Origin of the sequence: Mucilaginibacter sp. PAMC 26640, from assembly GCA_001596135.1 — a bacterium.
Taxonomy (GTDB): Bacteria; Bacteroidota; Bacteroidia; order Sphingobacteriales; family Sphingobacteriaceae; genus Mucilaginibacter.
This window is the reverse complement of the sequence record CP014773.1, coordinates 4,977,650-4,998,376: the sequence shown is the minus strand read 5'-3', so window position 1 is coordinate 4,998,376 and position 20,727 is coordinate 4,977,650. Positions and strand designations below refer to the sequence as shown.

Below are 20,727 nucleotides of genomic sequence, written 5' to 3'. Positions count from 1 at the left end.
AACCTTTATTTATATTTGAACTGTAAAAAATATTATAACTATTAACCAAAATTTAAACACAATGAAAAAAACATTACTCGTAGCTGCAACGGCATTATTAATGCAAACAGCGGTTTTTGCTCAAACTACCTGGAAGAATGACAAAGCGCATTCTCATGTAACCTTTACCATTACCCACTTGGCGGTATCTGATGTTGATGGTACTTTTAAAGATTTTGATGCAACTATTGTAGCTGCAAAACCTGATTTCAGCGATGCTAAAGTTTCTTTTACTGCGCAAACCGCATCGGTTAATACTGATAACGAAAGACGTGATGGTCACCTTAAAAGCGAGAAGTTTTTTGATGTTGCCAAGTACCCAACACTTACATTCGTAAGTACTAAAATCACCCCTGCAGGTGCCGGTAAGTTTAAACTGGCTGGTAACTTAACTTTACATGGTGTTACTAAACCAGTTGTTTTTGATATGGTTCACCGTGGTACTATTACTAACCCAATGAGCAAACAACCTGCTGCTGGTTTTAAAGTAACCGGTACGATCAACCGTTCTGATTACGGTTTCGGAAGCAAATACGGTGCGCCAATGCTTAGCGACGAAGTAGTATTGAGCGCCAGCGGCGAATTTGGCCAGGCTAAATAATAAATTTTCAATGATAATAAAAAAGCGACGCTCGGTTATTCCAAGCGTCGCTTTTCTATGATATGTAGTTTAGCAGCTAGATACGGTTAAAGGTCATGGTTTTGCCAATGAACTTAAAGTGCCAGTACCCCTTAACTTTAAGAAGTCCGTTTTTATCTATATAGGCTGATGAATTCCAATGACGGCCATTTTTGGCGTCATATATCATTCCTTCTTCCCAGGAATTAGTGCTGGCATCATATACCAAATTTTCCAGCACATTCAAACCAATAAGTTTTCTGGACCGCAGCGCCGGATCCGGATTGTTTTTATCTGTCCAGTAATCCATGGGCTTGCTATCGTCCTTATCATTGAACCAAATTATTTTGGCTTTAAACTGCGAATTTTCTTTGTAAACCTGTACTACCAGGTTCTTTTCTTCAGTTTGCCATTTCCCGCAGATCTGCTCATCTGCGGCAGTAGTTGATTTTGTTGCGGTGGTGTTTATACCATTAAACAATAGCAACGATAAAAAGCTCATTAGAAACGTGTGGCTCATAAAAAACTTCCAGTTATGATAGTATAATCGGTACGGCTCAAATCGGATGCCAAAGTATTACAATATAATTACAATTCGGTGTGCATTGTGCAACCCGCTAAATTATTAAGTATATTCTCAGTAAACTTATGCTGTTCCTTTGTTTATACGCGTGCTTACCAAAAACGTTGTAGGATAAATACGGTTTAAACCTACAAGCAGTATCGTCTTTACCTATATTTGAAAAGTAAACCATACATCTGCTTTCATGAAAAAACCGCTATTAGCACTTTTACTGCTCTCGCTGGCTGTATCCGCATCGGCCCAGCAAAAAAACATCTATCACAAGGGCTGGGTTGATTTTAATAAGAATGGGAAAATGGACGTTTTTGAGGATCCTGCTCAAACCATAGAAAAACGCGTCACGGATTTGCTGAGCCAGATGACCGTTGAAGAAAAAACCTGCCAGATGGCCACGCTTTACGGTTACAAACGCGTACTGAAAGATGAGATGCCAGTTGAGCGCTGGAAAACCGAGATCTGGAAGGACGGTATTGCTAATATAGACGAAGAGCTAAATAACCTTTCTTCACATACCGACGATGCACCCACCCAATATTCATTTCCTTTCAGTAAGCATGCTTCGGCTATCAATACGATACAAAAGTGGTTTGTTGAAGAAACCCGGATGGGTATTCCGGTAGATTTTACAAACGAAGGCATTCACGGACTCAATCACGACCGGGCTACGCCGCTGCCTGCGCCCATATCCATTGGTGCTACCTGGGATAAACAACTGGTTAGAGCAGCCGGGCAAACGGTTGGCCGCGAAGCGAAAGCGCTGGGGTATACCAATGTTTATGCCCCGATACTCGACCCGGCCCGCGACCAGCGCTGGGGCCGTGTGGTAGAGTGTTATGGCGAAGATCCTTTTCATATTGCCGAACTGGGCAAGCAGATGGTGCTGGGTATCCAGGAGGAGGGAGTAGCCTCCACCCTAAAGCATTACGCCGTTTATAGTGTGCCTAAGGGGGGGCGTGATGGCAGTGCCCGCACCGATCCGCATGTGGCCCCGCGGGAGATGCACCAGATCTACCTGTATCCATTTCGCCGGGTGATCCAGGAAGCGCACCCTATGGGTGTAATGAGCAGTTATAATGATTGGGATGGTGTCCCCATCACAGGCAGTTATTACTTTTTGACGGAGCTGCTGCGGCAGCAATTTGGTTTCGATGGATATGTGGTATCCGATAGTGAAGCAGTTGAATTCTTGTATTCCAAGCACCATGTGGCGGGCGACTATAAAGAAGCCGTACGCCAGGCGGTTGAGGCCGGGCTGAACGTGCGTACAAATTTTACCATGCCCCAAACCTTTATACTCCCCCTGCGCGAATTGATCAAAGAGAACAAAATTTCCATGAAGGTGATTGACAGCCGGGTGGGCGATGTGCTGAAGGTAAAGTTCAGATTGGGTTTGTTTGATAGCCCTTATGTAAAAGACCCGAAAGCCGCCGATAAACTGGTGCACACCGCGGCGGATCAAGAGATGAGCCTGAAGATGAACCGTGAAAGCATGGTGCTGCTAAAAAATGCCGGTGAATTGTTGCCGCTGGATAAAAACAAATACAAAAACATCCTGGTGACTGGTCCGCTTGCCGTGGAGAGTAATTATGCGATCAGTCGCTATGGTCCCTCGCACAACCCCGTGACCAGTGTATTGGATGGGATTAAAAACTATGTAGGCAAGAACGCTATCGTAAGCTATACTAAAGGCTGCAACATGGTAGATGCTACCTGGCCGGAAAGTGAGATCATCGAAACCCCGCTGACTGCTGCGGAGCAGGCAGGGATCGATTCGGCTGTTACCAGGGCAAAGACAGCTGATGTGATCATCGCCGTTGTGGGCGAGGATGTGGATAGGGTAGGCGAGAGCCTGTCGCGTACCGGGCTCAATTTGCCGGGCAGGCAGCTCAAACTTATCCAGGCATTGCAGGCCACAGGCAAGCCGGTTGTAATGGTGATGATCAACGGGCAGCCACTTACCATTAATTGGGAAAATAAATATGTACCTGCTATTTTGGAGGCCTGGTTCCCGAGTGTGCAAAGCGGGCAGGTGATTGCCGAAACCTTGTTTGGTGATAATAATCCCGGCGGTAAACTGGCTATTACTTTTCCTAAAACTACCGGGCAAATTGAGTTTAACTTTCCGTTTAAACCCAATGCACAGGCGGGGCAGGGCGGCCAGAATAGTTGGGGCAAAACCAGTGTAAACGGCGCGCTGTATCCTTTCGGTTACGGATTGAGTTATACCAAATTCGAATATAGTAACCTGGTTGTATCACCCGAAAAAGAGAACGCTCAGGGAGATGTCACCGTAACGGTTGATATTACCAATACCGGCCTGCGCAAAGGCGACGAGGTAGTGCAGCTTTATCTTAAGGATAATATAAGCAGCGTAACCACGTACGAATTCGATCTGCGGGGATTTGAACGCGTTGCCCTTAATCCGGGTGAGAAGAAAACGGTGCAATTCACGCTGCATCCCGACGACCTGGCATTGCTGGATAAGAATATGAACTGGACGGTAGAACCCGGCAAATTTACGGTGATGATAGGCGCATCGTCAGAAGACATCAGGTTGAAGAGGGAATTTACAGTGGAATAGCATTCGGGTCGGGTTTTGTTTGTTTTTTGCGCTCGCAGTTGCAAATCGAAAAAAACAGCCCGAACACGCCCTAATAATACGATGCTGGAGAGAGAGACAGCGAAAATTAGCTTCAACACTTTATTTAAATCTTACAGTCGTGGACACTTCTAAACTATCTAACCGTATGCAGGCATTTGGTTAGATAGTTTAGATTTTTGGGTCTACAGTCCGATGTAATATACATCATTGCGATAAAAGTCTTGCAGGTCTGCTACACACTATTGCACAGTAATTTCTCAAATAGGTATACACATTTGCAGTGGTAGATCAATTATTATTTTTCTTGTATATGTTTGAATAAAAAGAAATTATGCGATTATATTTTACAAAAGGCTGTGAGCTATTAAAGGGCGCGATCAACAACTCTACATGGAGAAACCTAAGTTTAATAATTGTAATTGCATCACTGGGATTAGGTTGTAAAAAGAATGTCGTTAACAGCGACAGAGATTACGGGTACGCCAAATTAACAGTAGCATGCCAAAATAAATGCAACGTAAAATTTTATGGTTCACCGGATAAAGTTTCCAATTTTGACGTTGAAAAATCTACTGCAAATTATTACATCAGGTATAAGGAAAATTATAATTTAAATATCAGCGTTACCCCAACAGATGCTGATCAGAATGTAGACTTATATGTTTACAGCAGAGCAGGTAAGGAAATTTTCAAAAGCACTAAAATCCAAAAATTAAACGAATCATTAACTCAAACCATCTTAATACCCTAATTGGTTCTGCATAATTTACCTTTCTGAGTGAATCTATTGTAAAACCATAACGGTTACTATCAGCAAGTATTTGCTTCCCCTATCTCAGTATCGTGTAATTAATAATATGATACATTTCTACGCATCGGTTCATCAATAATTGGGCAATACAATCCTTAAACTGCAAAGGGACCTAATGTTATCAAACAGGCCAAAGCAAAATTTCACATTTCTATCAGTACGGTTCAGTAATCTTATTGAATTACGATAAGGCGTTTGGTCACTCTCTTCTGGTTTGCTGTGCTAGTTATCCCGGGCAGAAGTTCAAACCTGGTGATATAAGAATTGCAAAATCTACAAAAAACCATTTCTTTTAGAGCGCACTAATATGCTCGCTATTTCTCGAATCTTGATACACTTTACCGGCTAATAGCTAATTGTTGTATTATCTACCTTATGTTTGAAGAAATATTAATTGTAAATTTTTCTTTAAAAGCCTACCAACCATTAAAAATCCCATGTCATTGTATCGTTTAACACCATCGCTTTAATAAAGTTACTGGTATTCTTCTAGTCTTTTCTATTACGATCAGCGATTAGCCAAAAAATGAAAATCGTTGGGCAATCGTTGTGCTTCAACTAAAACAAACGCAGAAAAAAAATTAAGTAGAACGGGGAACGAATTTAGTTTGAGGCGGCTGCCCCCTATTTAACATTTAAACAAAATGATAGTAACAAAAGATAATAACCTCCGCCTTAACTGGATTGACTATGCCAAAGGTGTAGGAATTATATTGGTAGTATTTGGCCATGTATTAAAAGGTTTAAATACATCAAAACTTGTGGAGCCAACCTTTTACTATTATGCTATAAACTTTATTTATAGCTTCCACATGCCCTTATTTTTTATGCTTTCTGGTTATTTTTTTTTAGCGAGTTTTAATAAAAGAGGCACCCAACTATTCATAGTTAACAAACTGGAAACAATTGCTTACCCTTTTTTAATATGGTCTGTTATCCAAACGGTAATTGAAATTAAATTATCCGGCTTAACAAACGGGTACAAAGATTCAGCATCTCTAATTGAAATTTTTTATAGGCCGAAGGATCAGTTTTGGTTTATGTTCGCCTTGTTTTTTATCAATATTTTAACTGTTATAATGTTCAATATTTCAAAAAAATGGGGGGTAGTAATTTCCATTATGCTTTGGATCATATGTTATACGTTTAAGCTGAGGACCGATCTCTTTAACAAAACTCTTATTAATCTAATTTACTTTACGGGCGGAATTATTTTATCAGTTAATCAATCGTATACCAAACAATTACTTACCAATAAATATGTACTTCTGATTAATCTCGTGGGCTTTTGTCTTTCGCTCTACTTCTATTTCAATTTTTCACAAAAACTTTGGTACAACCAAATTTTTCCTCAATTTTTTGGCTGTTTTATAGTCATCCATGTTGCCAAAATGCTTTCTGAAGTTTCCTGGCTTTCATTTGTAGAATATTTAGGAATCAATAGCATGATCATATATTTAGTACATATCTTGGCTGCAAGCGGCATAAGGATCATTCTTTCGCGATTATTTCATATCACCAACTCTCCGATACATATGATAACCGGCACCCTGGCTGGCTTAATTATTCCATTGGTTTTTTATCATTTTGCTAAAAAAACAAAATATCTATTATGGCTCTTCGAATTTCCCCTGAAAAAGAAGTTTGTAACTAAATCCTTATAAGCTTCAATTGGTAAAGCCATCATCGGGCATCAGTATGCTGGATAAAAATTTTGAAATAGATTAAAAGACCGGCCTGCTGATGGCGGTGATCATTGCATCGTCTGAAGAGATCAGATTTATGGTGGGTTAATTTAGACATGCAGGTGTTCGCGTTCGCGAAGTAAATTCAAAAAAACAGCCCGAACACCCCCGAACATGCCCGAACATGCCCGAACATGCCCGAATGCCCCCGAACAAGCCCGAATAGGATGACCATACTGAATTTATTAATGTTTTCGGGGTAGCCATGTGGACTACCCGATAATAATTTGTTGAGCGGGCCATATCGTGAAAATATTAACTTAGCCCAATGGAAAATATAATTATCCGGCCTGCTACGCTGGCAGATATGGATGCCTTACTTAGGTTTGAGCAGGGTGTGATACGCGCGGAACGCCCGTTTGATCCTACTATAAAACCTGATCCGGTGAGGTATTACAACATCCACGAAATGATCTCCGAGCCGCACATTCAACTGCTGGTAGCTGAAATAAATGGCGAAGCGATTGGCAGCGGTTACGCACGTATACAAGATTCCAAACTTTTCCTAACCCCCGTGCAGAACGCCTATTTAGGCTTTATGTTTGTGGACGATGCGCATCGCGGAAAGGGTGTAAATGGTTTGATCATGAATGCTTTGAGGGAATGGGTGCTGAGCAATGGTATAACCGAATTGCAGCTGGAAGTTTACTATGAAAATTCACCCGCTGTAAAGGCTTACGAAAAGGTGGGCTTTAGCAAAAGTATGATTAAAATGCGGATGGGCCTGTAATTAAACAATTCGTTGTATTGAAGCCAAGGCTTAGTAAAATGGGTTAACAGGTAGGTTTATTAAATTCAAACCTAACAATATTTACTTATCCGCAACCCTACGGTAATTTTCATACACGGCATTACCAAAGTCATCTCTGCGCCCAGCAGGGTTGTAAACTTTTTAAATTACCTGTCGATTTTTTAACCGTCTAAATGATGTTATTGTAGTTTAGCGCATTATTTTTAATTTTATCAAATTAAACGCACAAAGATCTTTAAAAGCGGAACAAAGTATAGTTAATGGAAATAAAAAGTAGTGGTGTAAAAGGCGGATGGTTAAAAAACATGATTGTAAAGCGCTTGTATTTTGATAAAGCGATGTCGTGCGCGGGTTTAAGCCAGCTTTTTGATAAAAGTATTCCCTCTATTACCAAAGCTGTAAATGAACTGATAAAAGAAGGTTTCGTTGTTGAAGAAGGTTACGCTCCATCCAGTGGGGGCCGCAGGCCTTTGATGTATGCCATTAATGCCAAGGCCATGTATATACTGGCCGTTGCAATGGATCAGTTATCGGCCCGGTTACAATTGATAGATCTGCAAAACAACCCGGTAGCAGATATGCTTACCGTAGATATTAAACTGCACAATAACGACGATGCGCTGGCCTTACTGGTTAAAAGCCTGAACAGTTATGTTGCCGGCAGCGGCATCCCTAAAAGCAAAATAGCCGGTATTGGTATAGGCATGCCCGGTTTTATTAACGCCATAGAGGGCATAAATTATACTTACCTTGATGCGGGCGGACAAAGCCTGAGCGATTACCTGAGTGAAAAAACCGGTATTACTACTTATATAGATAATGATAGCAGTTTAATTGCCCTGGCCGAGCAGAAATTCGGAATTGCTAAATTGCAGCAGGAAGTAATGGTGATTAACCTGGGCTGGGGGATAGGCCTCGGTATGATCATAGATGGCAAGATCTTTCGTGGCTACAATGGCTTTGCCGGCGAACTCAGCCACATTCCTTTGTCTGATGATGGCGCTTTATGCACCTGCGGCAAGCGGGGCTGCCTGGAAGCTGAAGCCAGTATGCTGGTAGTAGCAGAGAAGGCAGAAGAAGGCATTAAAGAAGGCCGGGTGACCAGCCTGAAGCCCATGAATGGCAACTTTAAACTAATGGGCGATTCCCTGATGGATGCCGCTAACCAGGGCGACCAGTTTGCCTTGGAACTACTGTCAGATGCGGGCTATAAAATAGGTAAGGCCATGGCCATCCTCATCCATATCATGAACCCGGCTAATATTGTTTTGAGCGGCCGTGGGGCTAAAGTAGGCAAGATCCTGTTAGCGCCCATACAGCAGGCTTTGCACAAATATTGTATCCCGCGTTTAGCCTCCGGTACCGAATTGTTGATCTCCTCGCTCGGCTTTGATGCAGAACTCATTGGCGCAGCAGTGCTGGTAATGGAAAACTTTGATAAAGAGGTAAAAGGGCGATAGTTAGCTTTTACGAGCATAAAAGACAGATTATTATACCTTGCGCTATTTTGCTTTGGATGGTTGATGAGCTTTTTTGTTATCAATTCCTGATTATTACCAAGCAAAAACCCCACGACTTTTTAGTACGTGGGGTTTAACTTACCTATTATAATTAATGCTATTGTCCTAATCTAACCTGCGAGGTGTGGTACTGTACTTCCTTATGGCGTTGCAGCCAGCTTTCGATGAAACCGGCCACATCTTCCCAGCCTTCTTGTCCGCAGATCCAGTGCCCGCGGTTTTCAAATTCCCGGTATTCGCTGATACTGATCTCGTCTGAAAAGGCTTCGCTGTTGCGTTTATTTAAACTCGCAGGGATAATCTCGTCCTTCTCGCCGCCGATAAATAATAACGGTGCATGTGGCAGGTCAGTATCAATCTGCCCGGCTTCTCCAAGGCAGTCGCGCAAAACATTGCGGCTATCATGCGTTGCAGTTTCGTCGTAAGCTAATTTGGTTGCATCCATCGTCATGGTATTACAAAAAGAGCCGTGAAAGCTTTCCAGGTCCATAAAAAACGGTTCGTCGCCTTTAAGCGGATTGAGGATAAGTGTGCTATTTTTCATAAAGCCCCAATCTACAGCCAACATTGCGTTAGGCGCAACCGAGTCTATAGGCACACCTATTTCTACAAGCCCTTTGGCTACCAGAAGCTGCGTAATCAACCCGCCAACCGAATGGCCTATAACGATAGGCGGCTCGGATTGTGCGCGTACAACGCGTTCCATTTCGTCTATAACAGTTTGCAATTTAAGTTCGCCCAGCCCGGCTGGTGGATTTTCTCTCAGATCAGCAGGCTCACCTTCATGCATCGGCCAGGCTGGTGCAACACAATTGTATCCTTTCGCCGTAAACCAGGCCACCCATTTATCCCAACTTTTTGGGTTTTGGAACATTCCATGTATAAATACTATAGTTTTCATAAGTTTTTGATAGTTTATACATTATGTATAAAAAACATACCAAAAGTTTATTTTTTTAAATTAAAAGAAATTCAGCCTATTCGCTGTGGTTGAATACGTTGAATTCTAGATGCTTATCGTCTCGCCAGGTTGGGTGATATTTAAGAATTCGATACCCGATTTTGCGAAATGTTTGCTATAATTTCCATTGCGCTGTTTCACAAAAAAGTCTTTGGCGTATCCATCGTGTACGGGGAGAATCTTTTTGGGTTTTACTTTATCAGCAAAGCCTGCAATACGTAGTTCATTGGCAAAAGGTGCCATGGTCACCATGATCAGTAACGCTATTCCCTCGTATAGCGTAAGTTTATCTTCCATAGAATCCACCGGGTGCAATACCTTATCGTTAATGATAAAACCGGTCATCTGTGGTATAGGGCTATCCAGCAATGGCTCGTGCACAACCGGTATGGCCTGCAATTTAAATGGCCCAATGCTGTAGATGCCTTCTTCCAAAAGTTCGTATTCAAGCCCGGCTTTTTGGATAGTCGTGCCAACCTCAAGGTTGGTATAAATGGAGGCCTTGCTCAGTTCCGCTATTTTCTTCAGGTTTTCGGTATCCAGGTGGTCCGGGTGGATATGGGTTATAACAATTGCGTTTACTCCGGCAAACATGTCGGGTGTTACAATGCCTTCGGCAAAGGTGAATTTACCGGGATCAAACAGTAATTTATAGCCCTCTAGTTCAAATAAAAGGCAGGAGTGGATGTATTTGGAGATCTTCATAAGTTCACATCTTTATCCTATCAACCTGCCTCATAAAAAAAGGTTTTCGTTACAGGATATCCTGTAATTCTTCAAAGCTTTTAACAGTAGCTACCTGCCCGGTCTCCACCACACCAAAACCGTATGCAGCAAATATAAATGGAACGCCGGCCTTTGCCGCTGCTTGATAATCGCCCATTGTATCGCCGATATAAACAGGTGCTTTAAGGTTATGATCATTTACAATATCGCGGATGTTATCGGCTTTGGGGTTGCCTTTTGTACCGAAGCATTGGTGGGCAAGGAAATGATGGTGCATATTATTAAGATCGAGAAATAACTCGATATAACCGCTCTGGCAATTACTTACAATATACAATTTGTAGTATTTACCAAGGTAATCCAGCGTCTCGGCCAGTTTGGGGTAAAGGATGCCGCCTTGTTTGTGCAGAATTTCCAGTTCGCTTATCGAGCAAAGTTTTTTCACTTCGGCGCGCTGCTCATCGCTTAAGTAAGGGAACAGCGTTTCGAAGATCTTATCGTAGGTCATCCCGGTGATGGATCGTACCCGCTCTCGGGTCATTACCTCATGGCTCATATACGGTGCCTGGTTTAGTGCAGTTTGCCAGGCCCCGGTGATGGTGTCGGTACTATCCCAAAGGGTGCCGTCCAAATCAAATATAATACTATCGTAGGTGTCTTTTAGAGTGTTTTCCATTATTGCGTAGTGTGCCGCAAAAGTAGGAGATTTTTTTTAGGGACACGCAAAAGGCGTCGATATTAAGCAGGCAACTGGCCAAGTGTAAAGAAAATTGAGGCGGTGGGTACGGCTAATAAAAAAAATACGTGTGCTAACTGAACCGTATCGGCGTTACCCTTTACAAATACGCTGTAAAGATCGGCTTTGAGTTTTAAGAGGGTGTTTTTCATGGCTTCAAATATTAAGGTATTCTTTGTTGTGTTTCTGTTTAATCTGACAGGAACTTGAAAGCAAGGTTTAATGGATGGAAAAGGTAAACCAAGAAAATTTGAAACCTTTTGGAAATTTGACACCCAGTGAAATCACTAAAAAAGGCGGTGTCGACGGAGGCTGTTATAAAATTGATACTTTAGCTATAAACACGTAACTCCTCCAGAATTGAAAAAATATTGGTCTTTAATCCCGGAGGTTACTGATCGGAAATCCGCCAGCGCACCTACTTTCCCGCTTCAGTTTTCCACATTTTTTGGCTGATAGGTTATTATAGATTAGGTTTGGTTAATAAATCCCCCCTGGTTAATTTATGAACGACAAGCTGATACTGGAAACCATATCGATAACCAAAAACTTCTTTGGGGACAAGTCTACCGGGGTAAATAACATTACCGTTTTTATTCCGAGGGGAAAAATAACGGCTATAGTAGGGGAGAGCGGCAGCGGAAAAACTACCCTGCTTAAATTGCTGAGCGGAAGTATAAAGCCTGATTCGGGTGATGTGTTTTTTAACTCACAGATACTTCCGCTTCGCAGCGAGCGACTTACTGATGCCCACAGCGTGATCACCATGGTATCGCAGGATAACCGGGATATGAGTATGAGCGCCTCCGTTTGGGATAATGTAAGCGCCGGATTGCCGAAGGAAGATGTGAACTACCAGTTGCAAAAAACTACCCAGGCGCTTAACCTGCTGGGTATCTACGGTTTAAAAGAACAGGCTTTTGGCAAGCTAAGCGGCGGCGAAAAGCAAAGGGTAACAATTGCCAAGGCATTGATTAACCGGCCCGAGGTATTGATGCTTGATGAACCCTTTAACCAGGTAGATGCCAACTATCGTGATGATCTGCAGCACGATATCCGCCAGGTAGTGAAGGAGTGGGGCGTAACGGTTATCCTTGTGTCGCATGACCCGGCCGAACTGCTCTCTATGGCAGATGAACTCATCGTAATAAAAGAAGGGGAGGTTGTAGAATACGGTGCGCCCGAGAAATTATATCATTCGCCCAAATTGCTTTATACGGCAAAAATACTGGTAAGCTGTAGCGAATTAATCGCTGACCAGGCCTCGGTTTGCGGTATCAAATCAAAACGCGGTACGGTAGTGATCTATGCCGAACATATCAGCATAGGCGGCCTGAGGGCAAACAGAGGCTGGGTGGTCAAGCAAGTACTTTTTAAAGGATTCTTTGAAGAATTGGTGATCGAGAAGGATGAGGTATCCCTCCGCGTAATCAATTACGATAGAGGCAAACACAAAGTTGGCAGTAAGATCGGCATCAAAATATCCAAGTATTACGAGTTTGGAAAATGGCTAAGTTAAGCTTAGCCTGAAATTCCGTCAGTCCGAAAAGCGTAACGAATGCATCCTCCCGGCTTTTACAGGGAGTTTGGCGGCTGCATCCTAATTGGGAGGCTTAACTTAAAATTACTATATCTTTATAATTCTTCTATCCTTACTGGCTTTAGGCTTTTCCGCTTCTGGCTTGGGGATATTGCGTACAATAGTTACAAGGGCACTACCAATCACAGCCATAGCTTTAACGCCGAAATGAACGAACGGCTTCATGGTTTCTACAAAGCCCTGATCATTCCTACGCGCAGCAGTTGAATTTCCGGTACCGATTTTTTTCTTTTCCATGTTTTATTAAGGATTGAGCAGGGGTATTTGTTTGGCTGATCTCAAACCCTAAACAAAAGATTGGTGTTGCTGATTTTTAACCTTTCCCTTTGAAGATGATTTAGATTTGGCTTTCAACGTTATCACCGTAACCTCGGGCCAAATACCCAGCCTTCCGGAAAAAGCTAAAAAGCCAAATCCCCGGTTAACATATAAGTATCGGTTCTTTTGGTTGATGAGGCCCGCCCAATCCAGGTAAGTATATTTAACAGGGCTCCATTTTAAGCCGGCTGTCTCCACGCCGAACTGCGCACCATGTGTATGTCCCGATAGTGTGAGATGAATATCTGTTGGATGATAGCGAACCTTGTCCTCCCAATGCGTAGGATCATGAGAGAGCAGGATTTTGAATGCATTTGGATCAGCTCCCTTCAACGCTTTATCTAAATCGCCTTTTTGTACAAACTTGCGGCCCCAGTTTTCTACGCCGATGAGTGAGAGCTTTTGGCCGCCTTTTTCTATCACCACATTTTCATCCAGCAACAACCGGTAACCTAAATCAGCGTGGTGTTTTTTTAATTTAGCCAAATTGGCTTCCTTCTCTGCATCGCTGTTCCAGGTAACATAGTCGCCATAATCGTGGTTGCCGAGTATGGAATACTGGCCGTAAGGGGCTTTGAGTTGACCAAACCTATCAATGTATTGTTCTATTTCCCAGGCGGCATTATTTACCAGGTCGCCGGTGAAAACGAAGAGATCGGACTTCTGCGCGTTAGCCAGGTCGATACCGCGCTGCATGGCCTTGGTATTATCAAAACTCCCTGAATGAATATCTGATAATTGTGTAATAGTGAAGCCGTCAAAAGCCTCCGGCAATTCATCATAATAAATTGTTTCCCGGTGTACCTTGTAATCATATTTACCGCGAAACATGGCATAGATGAATCCGCTGAATGGCACAGCGGCCAAAAACAGGGCTATTTGCACAATAAATTTGCGGCGCTCAGGAAAAAACGGCTTGTTGCCTGTTTGATCATTGATGGACTTATTACCAACACCATAAGCGAAGCGCCCAAGATCGCCCAGTGAAAGCACGATGACAAAGATGAGCTTGGTAACAAACAAAGTGAGCAGCAAGCTCAATCGCCATTCGGGAAAGGGTGTCATCCCCTTGTCGGTATTGTAGCTGCCAAAACCGGCCATGAAGACTATAGTTACACCGATTGAAATAAGGCCGTAGCCCCAAAGCACCGCCAGCCGCAAAGGCCGCGATGCCCATCTTTTTGTTAAGCTGCTCAGCCCGGACAACACATACCAATCCATCAGCAGGGTTATACCCGTGATATAGATGAACACATTTAAAAAACCGCCTTTATGCATAGAGTTTGTGTGGCTAAGTTAGCAAGATAAAGGTTAAAGGTTATTTGGGAAAAAATGTTTGGAGTGTACGGGATTTCGGCAGGGTGCCAGCCAGAGATCACAAAATATATTCTTATTTGAAAATTTAAAACGTTTGTGATCTTTGTATACGCGCTCATTATATGTTGCGCTACCATTGACAAGTTCCTTAATAATCAGAAAATTAGCCATCTTATAAAATCAATGAAAAAATCACTGATCACTTTATTTGCCGTTACCTTGTCTACTGCTGCTTTTGCGCAGCATGCCAAACGCGATACTGTATTTTTCGACGACTTTGGTTCCGGAAAGCTCAACCGCGGCAAGTGGAACGTGGAAGTTACCGGTAACACTGTTAATGATGAGCAGCAGGCCTATATAGATTCTGCCGCTACCTTGTATGTGGTTGGCGGCAAAACTGAAGGGGCCCATAATGGAGCCTTGGTTTTAAAGGCGGTTTATAAGCCGGGGCACACTTCTAAAGAGCAAAAAAAATATGATTTTGTATCGGGCAGGATCAATACCCGGGATAAAATGATGTTTACCTACGGCAGCTTTTCAGCAAGGATGAAGATGACTGCCGGCGCTGGCTTGTGGCCGGCGTTTTGGGCCTTGGGTAATGGCAACTGGCCGGATTGCGGGGAAATAGATGTGATGGAAACCGTTGGCGATAGCAGCTGGACGAGCAACGCATTGCATGGCCCCGGCTATTTCGGCAACACACCGCTGGCTTACCGCGCGCATTTCCCAAAAGGTTTTGATGTTACCCAGTGGCATGTTTACAGCGCAGATTGGACTGCCGGTAAAATAGTATTTAAGGTTGATGGCCGCATAACTTACATCGTAACCAAAGCAAAGGTTGAAAAGTATGGCCGTTGGGCATTTGATAACCCCAAATTTCTTATTATAAACTTCGCAATTGGCGGTGGCTACCCTAATGGCGTTAATAAAGTTACCAAACCCTATTTTGGTCTGTCCCAGTCATCAGTAAATAAAATTAAAGCAGGCAAAGCACTGGTATATGTAGATTGGGTGCTGTTAACTAATGCTGCTAAGCCATAAAATTGAGATGGATCAGATAGAAAGTAAAAACGCCTTCCGGGTTATCCGGAAGGCGTTTTTCATGATGTATTAAATGATTAGTAGCGTCTAACAACTACCCGTCTGGCGCGAGGGTGGCGATATACTACTGACCGGCGATACGCCGGGCGTGCAACCACTACCGTGCGGCGATAAGGGCGATGGTAAACAACAGGGCGTGTTACCATCGTACGACGATATACAGGCCTGTTTACTACTACGGTACGGCTTCTAACGGGTGCACCTACACGGGCACGAACCACTACCTGTGCTTTTGCGCCTTCAACGGCAAACATGGTTATTAATGCAATGGCTAATACTTTAAGATATTTCATGATGTTTATTTTAAATGATACAATTTATGAGTAGGTTTTATTAATGTTGCTTTAGTGGTTGTTGTAATAACCATTGTCACGATCACGATCATTGTAACCATTGTTATAACCGCCGTGGGTGCTATCGTGATAATGATTGCGGTCTCTGCCATGACGGTCATTCCTGTGATACCTGCCGTTATCTATGGCACAACCCGATATTGCTGCAGTGCCTAATAAAAGCAGTGCTAATAATTTTTTGATGTCGTTTTTCATAACTATATATTTTAGTTAATTTCTGTTGTTGTATAAGTTAAACTCATCGGCAGTGGCAAGGTTTAGTCTGAAGCATGGCCCATCACATAATCGTTACAAAGGACCCTCATCCCGGGGCATCAACACGGTTTGAAACGTTTGTAATGTAGAATGAATAGTTATCCAGTCAGTCTTCCGGAAACATTAAATTATTCTTGTCACATTTATTTGTTACAACAAAAATTAGGAGATAGGATAATGCGCTTGTATATTTATCAGCATAAACCAAATATAACATGCCTTCAATTGCTTCCGTTAAATCACTAAGAGCAAATTCTTTTAAAGTTCTTGTCCTTGGTATACTGTTCGCCCTGCCCTTTACTGCTTCGGCACAAGCCACTTTTGACCATGCTGCGCTATGCTCGGCTAACCTTAAAGTGAGCAACAAATTTTACACAGGTGTTTTACAGCTCAAAATTATTCCTAACCCTTTTAAAGATACCGTACATACGTGGTACAGCATTGGCCCGAAGTTGCAAATGCACATTATCCAGGGTAATTGCCCAAAGGCCGATTACCCACGCGGGGTGCATTTATGCTTTAGCGTACCGGCAATTGCCGCATTTATTGACAGGCTGAATACCATGAATATCCCTTACAGTAACTGGAAGGGTGAAACCGGCAAAGTAGAACGCCGGGTAGATGGCGTTAACCAGGTTTACATCAACGATCCGGACGGTTACCTTATTGAGATAAACGACGCGAAATAAATTTTTTAATTTATTCGAAATTTTTATAACCATCTTCCGAGGCTATACGTATACCCTGTATGAGGGGTTACGTAAACATTCCCAAGTCTATTTATTGTAAGCTTTGCCGGGAGTGTGGCGCGCGCCCTATCATTGCCCATGCAGGGCTGCAGGGCTACGAAGTGAGGTGCCCTAATGATGAACTGCACTACAGAACGGTAGCCGGCATAATTGATATAGAGGACTGGAACATTCACAACACCGTACTCTACGAGAATGATTACGACCTCAAAATGATGGGACGAAATTAAAACGCAGCCAGCCCAGTTTTATAAAGCAATGCCCGCATTTCAATAAAAGGGATAACCATGCTTTCATTCAAGCGCATAGATTTCTTGTCCTGTCGCAGACATGCGCTCCATTGCATTTGGCAATGTACCAGCCTTTGCAAACAATTATACACTATCTGCTATTATCCACACAATCAGTGCTATTTTCCTTAATTACTTAAGCAAAGAAATCATGAACAGAACGATTGGAATAGTACTCATTGTTGTTGGTGCCGCCATGTTGATATGGACTGGCTTTACCTATACTAAGAAAGAAAAGCTTATAGATGCAGGACCCATTCAAATCTCTGCCGACCGACAAAAAACAGTAAACTGGCCGCCTTATTTAGGCGGTATTTTATTAGTTGGCGGGATAATAGTTGTGGCTACCGCTAAAAAGTCTTAGTCCGGCTGTGTACCAATTAGCAGGTCAGGAAATTCGGTCAAATTTATTGAAGAGGGGAAGAGCGAAGCAGACCGTTGAATTTTAAAGCAACTTGCCGGTTTGCAGCGCTCGTTGTAAGGTGCTGATACGTAGTTTGGGGGTGTACCAGCGCTCCGCGAGCTTTTTTACCCAGCGGCGCCTATAACCAAAAAGCAGTTTAAGGACATTTACTTTTGCCGAACCGGTAGGATAACCGTATTTGTACCATGTAAATTTGGATGCGTCTATCTTAAAGTGTTCTGCAAAATCATCGATAAAGAGGTCAATCTCAATATCGACAATATCCAGGTCGAGATCTATGCTGGTGCAGGGATGCAGGTTTTCAGCGTCGATGGGTTGCACCTTGTATTTGTTGCAATAATCAACAATAAAATCTTTCAATTGCGGGTTGATGTGCTCCATACTTGCGCCTTATAAGCTATATGACGCACTTTATTTAAGTAGGGTTGCATGGTCAAGCAAAGAAATTGCAAAAGAAATTAAATCTACATGGCCTTTTCCAATATAAAAAGATCTAGTGGCTGTTTTAGAATGCCAAACTTTTCCGGGATCAGCAAAGGCACAACTTCGCCGGTTTTTTGATAGCCACGCCGCTCATAATAATTAAGGAGCTCATAACGCGTTGTGATAACCGTCATACTGATTAGTTTGCAACCTGTTGAGCGCGCATGATCCTCAGCCGCTGCTAACAGTAATTTGCCTAAACCATTTGCCTGTAAAGCGGGCGAAACAGTGAGCATGCCCAGGTAAAGCTTCGCTCCGCGATCCTGCAGGTACACGCAGCCGGTGATCTGCCCTTCATCGTTTGTGTTTTTGAGTATAACCGCGTTTGGGTCGTTTATCTGCTCTGTTAGGCTGGCTGGGTCAATGCGTTGTCCGTCTATCAAATTAGCCTCAGTGGTCCATCCTTTTAGTGATGTTTCGCCGCGGTAAGACGCGTTAACCAACGCATTAAGTTCTGGTACATCAGCAAGTGTAGCACGGGTTATAGCCATAATCAAATTATAATCGGCAAACTTATAAATTATGACCGTAGGGTCTATAACATTTTATAATCTTCGCGAGCAGGGCTAAAAACATCTATCAGTTTGCAGTCTGTAATTGCTAATCCGCTGTGCCGTACGTTTGAAGGAATCACCGCAAACATACCCTCGTCCAGCACTTGTGCCAGCCCATCTACCGTAAGCTGAAATTGCCCTTCGGTTACAAAAGAGCATTGTTCATGTATATGGCTATGGTCCGGCACAGAACAACCTGCCTTTACCTCAATAAAGTTGATTGTGTTGTTGGCGGTATGGATAAGTTTGGAGAAAAAGCCAGGGGCAATTTCTTTGGTATCGATTTCGGAAAAAGACTGGAAAACTTTGGCTTGCATTTATTGAATAATATGGTTTAAATATATGCGAAAATGTACAACAACATTTACGTGCAATGGTTATTTAGAGGAATTTTAGTATGAAAAAAATTATATCAACTATAGCCATAATTACAATATTGGTGGTGAAGGCGTATGCACAAACGGAAAACACCGGTTGGTTTTTCCTTTCGCATACCCAAAAGATCTCGTCTAAATTTGACATCCTGGCCGATGTGCAGCTCCGGTCTGCAGACCGCTTCGATTATTTTTCGGCCTTGTTATTACGCAGCGCATTAAACTATAACTTCAATAAAAAACACGCTGTAGCATTAGGGTATGCCTACAAGGGCGATTGGATGCATGAAGATGGCGAACGTACCCAGTCGGCCGAAAACCGTACTTATCAGCAGTATTTATATAATTTCAAGGCAGGGAAAGTTGAGTTGAGTGCCCGCTTCCGCCAGGAACAACGATTTGTAAAAGAAGAGGGTGAGGTTGCTTTCTCCCAGCGATCCCGGGGATTTATCAGCGCACAAATCCCTTTAATTGCCGATACCGGTTTTACGAAAGGATTGTACACCGCCATCCAAAACGAAATTTTCCTCAACGTGCAAAATAAGGGCAAAGTAAACGGCAGTTTCTTTGATCAGAACCGATCATTTATATCGCTTGGTTACCGGTGGAGCAAGAAAATAGATACCGAGTTTGGCTATATGTGTTGGTATCAAAAAGAGATTGATGGCAGCGCCAAAACAAATGTTTGGCAGTTGATGGTTACTACCAGTTTTTAGTTAGCCAACCATGTATTTGCTCCCCGGCAGGTACGATAGCAGCTTTATGCCGATATAAGTGACCATAAACGTAGTCAGCGCCAATACCGGGATGACCAGCATGGGCGCTTTTAGCCAGTTGTTAATTGGGCCATAGAGCTGCTGCAATACCAGGATATGTGCCAGATACATCCCATAAGTAAGTCCGGAGAATTTGGCAAGGAACCTATCCAGCCGGGCACTTTTTATCCTGATCAAACTAAATAACAGAAACATCCCCGTTGCCATCAGCGCCACATTTATAGTGGGGAATGCCCAGGATAGTTCCAGTTCCGGCAAAGTTTTGGCTGTTGGCCATTGGTGTTTGAATACCTCGTGTGTAATCAGGTATCCGCTTATCACCAGCAACAAGCCGGTGATAATGATGGCTGCTTTCGAGCAACGTACATAAGCTTTAATATAATGCCCCAGCACCAGGTAGCCGATATAGCCCGAAAAATAATGAACACTGGAAAACTTGTTCCAGAAAACTTCCCCCAATACCTCGGGGTAAACGGTGCGGATATAGGGTAAAAACAAAGTGAAAACCCAGATAGCCAGGAAGAACAACTTGAAGTTTTGCGACGCGGTTTGAACCCATGGCGATATAACGGGTATAAAAAGGTAAATCCCTATCAGCATATAAACAAACCAAAGGTGGCCGGCATTTGGGCCGAGGTTAACCGGGATGGTTGCAATATTGGTCCACATTTTTTGGGCAGTATCGGTTCCCAGCAGGTAAGGCACGATGGCGTATATACATGACCAGATCAAGAAAGGAATCAGCAGCCTTGAGAAGCGCTTTTTGTAAAATTGGGATGTCGATTCCTTAATGGGTAGCAGCAAATACCCCGAGATCATTACAAACAGCGGTACGCAGGCCCGCATCAGGCTGCCATAGTGGTTTACCCAAACATTATGAACAGGCGCTATGCCGCCTTCGGCAGTAATGTAGAAATATTCGCCGCTGTGTACGGTAAGCACCATCAGGCAGGCGAAAATTCGCAGTACATTGAGGTAGGCCGTCGGGTTGGTCCTGTCATCTCCGGCAATTTTAGTGATCGTGGTCATATTAAGTTTAT

The 20,727-nt window shown here is 43.0% G+C and carries 24 protein-coding genes; 12 read left to right on the top strand and 12 right to left on the bottom strand.

What is annotated here, in order from left to right; all coding sequences use genetic code 11:
• The first annotated feature begins 61 nt into the window (after positions 1 to 61).
• A complete protein-coding gene (locus tag A0256_21555) occupies positions 62 to 640 on the top strand; it encodes a polyisoprenoid-binding protein (GenBank protein ID AMR33839.1) in 579 nt (192 codons plus the stop codon).
• Positions 641 to 716: 76 nt separating this feature from the next.
• On the opposite strand, the gene A0256_21550 is transcribed toward A0256_21555, so the two are convergent.
• A complete protein-coding gene (locus tag A0256_21550; GenBank protein ID AMR33838.1) occupies positions 717 to 1,178 on the bottom strand; it encodes a hypothetical protein in 462 nt (153 codons plus the stop codon).
• Between the two features lie 247 nt (positions 1,179 to 1,425).
• Here A0256_21550 and A0256_21545 point away from each other — a divergent pair, with 247 nt between their 5' ends.
• From A0256_21545 to A0256_21525, 5 genes are all read left to right on the top strand, one after another.
• A complete protein-coding gene (locus tag A0256_21545; protein AMR33837.1) occupies positions 1,426 to 3,822 on the top strand; it encodes a glycosyl hydrolase in 2,397 nt (798 codons plus the stop codon).
• A 352-nt stretch (positions 3,823 to 4,174) separates the two neighbouring features.
• Entirely contained in the window at positions 4,175 to 4,594 is a 420-nt protein-coding gene (locus tag A0256_21540) for a hypothetical protein (GenBank protein ID AMR33836.1), read from the top strand.
• Between the two features lie 704 nt (positions 4,595 to 5,298).
• The gene (locus A0256_21535; GenBank protein AMR33835.1) at positions 5,299 to 6,318 is read left to right on the top strand and encodes a hypothetical protein; all 1,020 of its coding nucleotides are present in this window, start codon (positions 5,299 to 5,301) and stop codon (positions 6,316 to 6,318) included.
• A 349-nt stretch (positions 6,319 to 6,667) separates the two neighbouring features.
• Complete coding sequence (locus tag A0256_21530; protein ID AMR33834.1) at positions 6,668 to 7,129, top strand: acetyltransferase; 462 nt, start codon at positions 6,668 to 6,670, stop codon at positions 7,127 to 7,129.
• Between the two features lie 281 nt (positions 7,130 to 7,410).
• Complete coding sequence (locus A0256_21525) at positions 7,411 to 8,610, top strand: sugar kinase (protein ID AMR33833.1); 1,200 nt, start codon at positions 7,411 to 7,413, stop codon at positions 8,608 to 8,610.
• 157 nt (positions 8,611 to 8,767) lie between these two features.
• On the opposite strand, the gene A0256_21520 is transcribed toward A0256_21525, so the two are convergent.
• The 3 genes from A0256_21520 to A0256_21510 all read right to left on the bottom strand — a co-directional run bounded on the left by A0256_21520 (position 8,768) and on the right by A0256_21510 (position 11,033).
• Positions 8,768 to 9,571, bottom strand: a complete 804-nt coding sequence (locus tag A0256_21520; GenBank protein ID AMR33832.1) for a hypothetical protein — start codon at positions 9,569 to 9,571, stop codon at positions 8,768 to 8,770.
• A gap of 105 nt (positions 9,572 to 9,676) precedes the next feature.
• Complete coding sequence (locus tag A0256_21515) at positions 9,677 to 10,336, bottom strand: MBL fold metallo-hydrolase (protein AMR33831.1); 660 nt, start codon at positions 10,334 to 10,336, stop codon at positions 9,677 to 9,679.
• Positions 10,337 to 10,385: 49 nt separating this feature from the next.
• The gene (locus A0256_21510; GenBank protein AMR33830.1) at positions 10,386 to 11,033 is read right to left on the bottom strand and encodes a phosphoglycolate phosphatase; all 648 of its coding nucleotides are present in this window, start codon (positions 11,031 to 11,033) and stop codon (positions 10,386 to 10,388) included.
• A gap of 565 nt (positions 11,034 to 11,598) precedes the next feature.
• On the opposite strand from A0256_21510, the gene A0256_21505 reads away from it, so the two are divergent.
• Positions 11,599 to 12,612, top strand: coding sequence for a hypothetical protein (locus A0256_21505; GenBank protein AMR33829.1), 1,014 nt, complete (start codon positions 11,599 to 11,601; stop codon positions 12,610 to 12,612).
• A 108-nt stretch (positions 12,613 to 12,720) separates the two neighbouring features.
• Here A0256_21505 and A0256_21500 read toward each other — a convergent pair whose 3' ends face one another.
• Both A0256_21500 and A0256_21495 read right to left on the bottom strand, forming a co-directional pair.
• Positions 12,721 to 12,930: a hypothetical protein gene (locus A0256_21500; protein AMR33828.1), complete on the bottom strand. Its 210-nt coding sequence runs from the start codon at positions 12,928 to 12,930 to the stop codon at positions 12,721 to 12,723.
• A gap of 48 nt (positions 12,931 to 12,978) precedes the next feature.
• Positions 12,979 to 14,289 (bottom strand): hypothetical protein, encoded by a 1,311-nt coding sequence (locus tag A0256_21495; GenBank protein ID AMR33827.1) that lies wholly within the window; start codon positions 14,287 to 14,289, stop codon positions 12,979 to 12,981.
• A 222-nt stretch (positions 14,290 to 14,511) separates the two neighbouring features.
• Here A0256_21495 and A0256_21490 point away from each other — a divergent pair, with 222 nt between their 5' ends.
• A complete protein-coding gene (locus A0256_21490) occupies positions 14,512 to 15,369 on the top strand; it encodes a hypothetical protein (protein AMR33826.1) in 858 nt (285 codons plus the stop codon).
• 77 nt (positions 15,370 to 15,446) lie between these two features.
• Here the strand turns inward: A0256_21490 and A0256_21485 are convergent, their stop codons facing one another.
• Together A0256_21485 and A0256_21480 are read right to left on the bottom strand one after the other, a co-directional pair.
• Positions 15,447 to 15,722 (bottom strand): hypothetical protein, encoded by a 276-nt coding sequence (locus A0256_21485; GenBank protein ID AMR33825.1) that lies wholly within the window; start codon positions 15,720 to 15,722, stop codon positions 15,447 to 15,449.
• A 51-nt stretch (positions 15,723 to 15,773) separates the two neighbouring features.
• Positions 15,774 to 15,977, bottom strand: coding sequence for a hypothetical protein (locus A0256_21480; GenBank protein ID AMR33824.1), 204 nt, complete (start codon positions 15,975 to 15,977; stop codon positions 15,774 to 15,776).
• Positions 15,978 to 16,252: 275 nt separating this feature from the next.
• On the opposite strand from A0256_21480, the gene A0256_21475 reads away from it, so the two are divergent.
• From A0256_21475 to A0256_21465, 3 genes are all read left to right on the top strand, one after another.
• Positions 16,253 to 16,726, top strand: a complete 474-nt coding sequence (locus A0256_21475) for a hypothetical protein (protein ID AMR33823.1) — start codon at positions 16,253 to 16,255, stop codon at positions 16,724 to 16,726.
• 59 nt (positions 16,727 to 16,785) lie between these two features.
• Positions 16,786 to 17,016: a hypothetical protein gene (locus A0256_21470; protein AMR33822.1), complete on the top strand. Its 231-nt coding sequence runs from the start codon at positions 16,786 to 16,788 to the stop codon at positions 17,014 to 17,016.
• A gap of 211 nt (positions 17,017 to 17,227) precedes the next feature.
• Positions 17,228 to 17,440 carry a hypothetical protein gene (locus A0256_21465; protein AMR34642.1) on the top strand — a complete coding sequence of 71 codons (213 nt, stop codon included), beginning with the start codon at positions 17,228 to 17,230 and terminating at the stop codon, positions 17,438 to 17,440.
• 81 nt (positions 17,441 to 17,521) lie between these two features.
• On the opposite strand, the gene A0256_21460 is transcribed toward A0256_21465, so the two are convergent.
• The 3 genes from A0256_21460 to A0256_21450 all read right to left on the bottom strand — a co-directional run bounded on the left by A0256_21460 (position 17,522) and on the right by A0256_21450 (position 18,854).
• Positions 17,522 to 17,881, bottom strand: a complete 360-nt coding sequence (locus A0256_21460; GenBank protein ID AMR33821.1) for a hypothetical protein — start codon at positions 17,879 to 17,881, stop codon at positions 17,522 to 17,524.
• An 83-nt stretch (positions 17,882 to 17,964) separates the two neighbouring features.
• The gene (locus A0256_21455; GenBank protein ID AMR33820.1) at positions 17,965 to 18,474 is read right to left on the bottom strand and encodes a GCN5 family acetyltransferase; all 510 of its coding nucleotides are present in this window, start codon (positions 18,472 to 18,474) and stop codon (positions 17,965 to 17,967) included.
• A gap of 44 nt (positions 18,475 to 18,518) precedes the next feature.
• Positions 18,519 to 18,854 carry a hypothetical protein gene (locus A0256_21450; protein AMR33819.1) on the bottom strand — a complete coding sequence of 112 codons (336 nt, stop codon included), beginning with the start codon at positions 18,852 to 18,854 and terminating at the stop codon, positions 18,519 to 18,521.
• Positions 18,855 to 18,934: 80 nt separating this feature from the next.
• Between A0256_21450 and A0256_21445 the strand changes: the two genes are divergently transcribed.
• On the top strand, positions 18,935 to 19,627 hold the full coding sequence (locus tag A0256_21445; protein ID AMR33818.1) for a hypothetical protein: 693 nt from the start codon (positions 18,935 to 18,937) through the stop codon (positions 19,625 to 19,627).
• Here the strand turns inward: A0256_21445 and A0256_21440 are convergent, their stop codons facing one another.
• Positions 19,628 to 20,716 (bottom strand): hypothetical protein, encoded by a 1,089-nt coding sequence (locus A0256_21440; GenBank protein ID AMR33817.1) that lies wholly within the window; start codon positions 20,714 to 20,716, stop codon positions 19,628 to 19,630.
• Between the last annotated feature and the right edge of the window lie 11 nt (positions 20,717 to 20,727).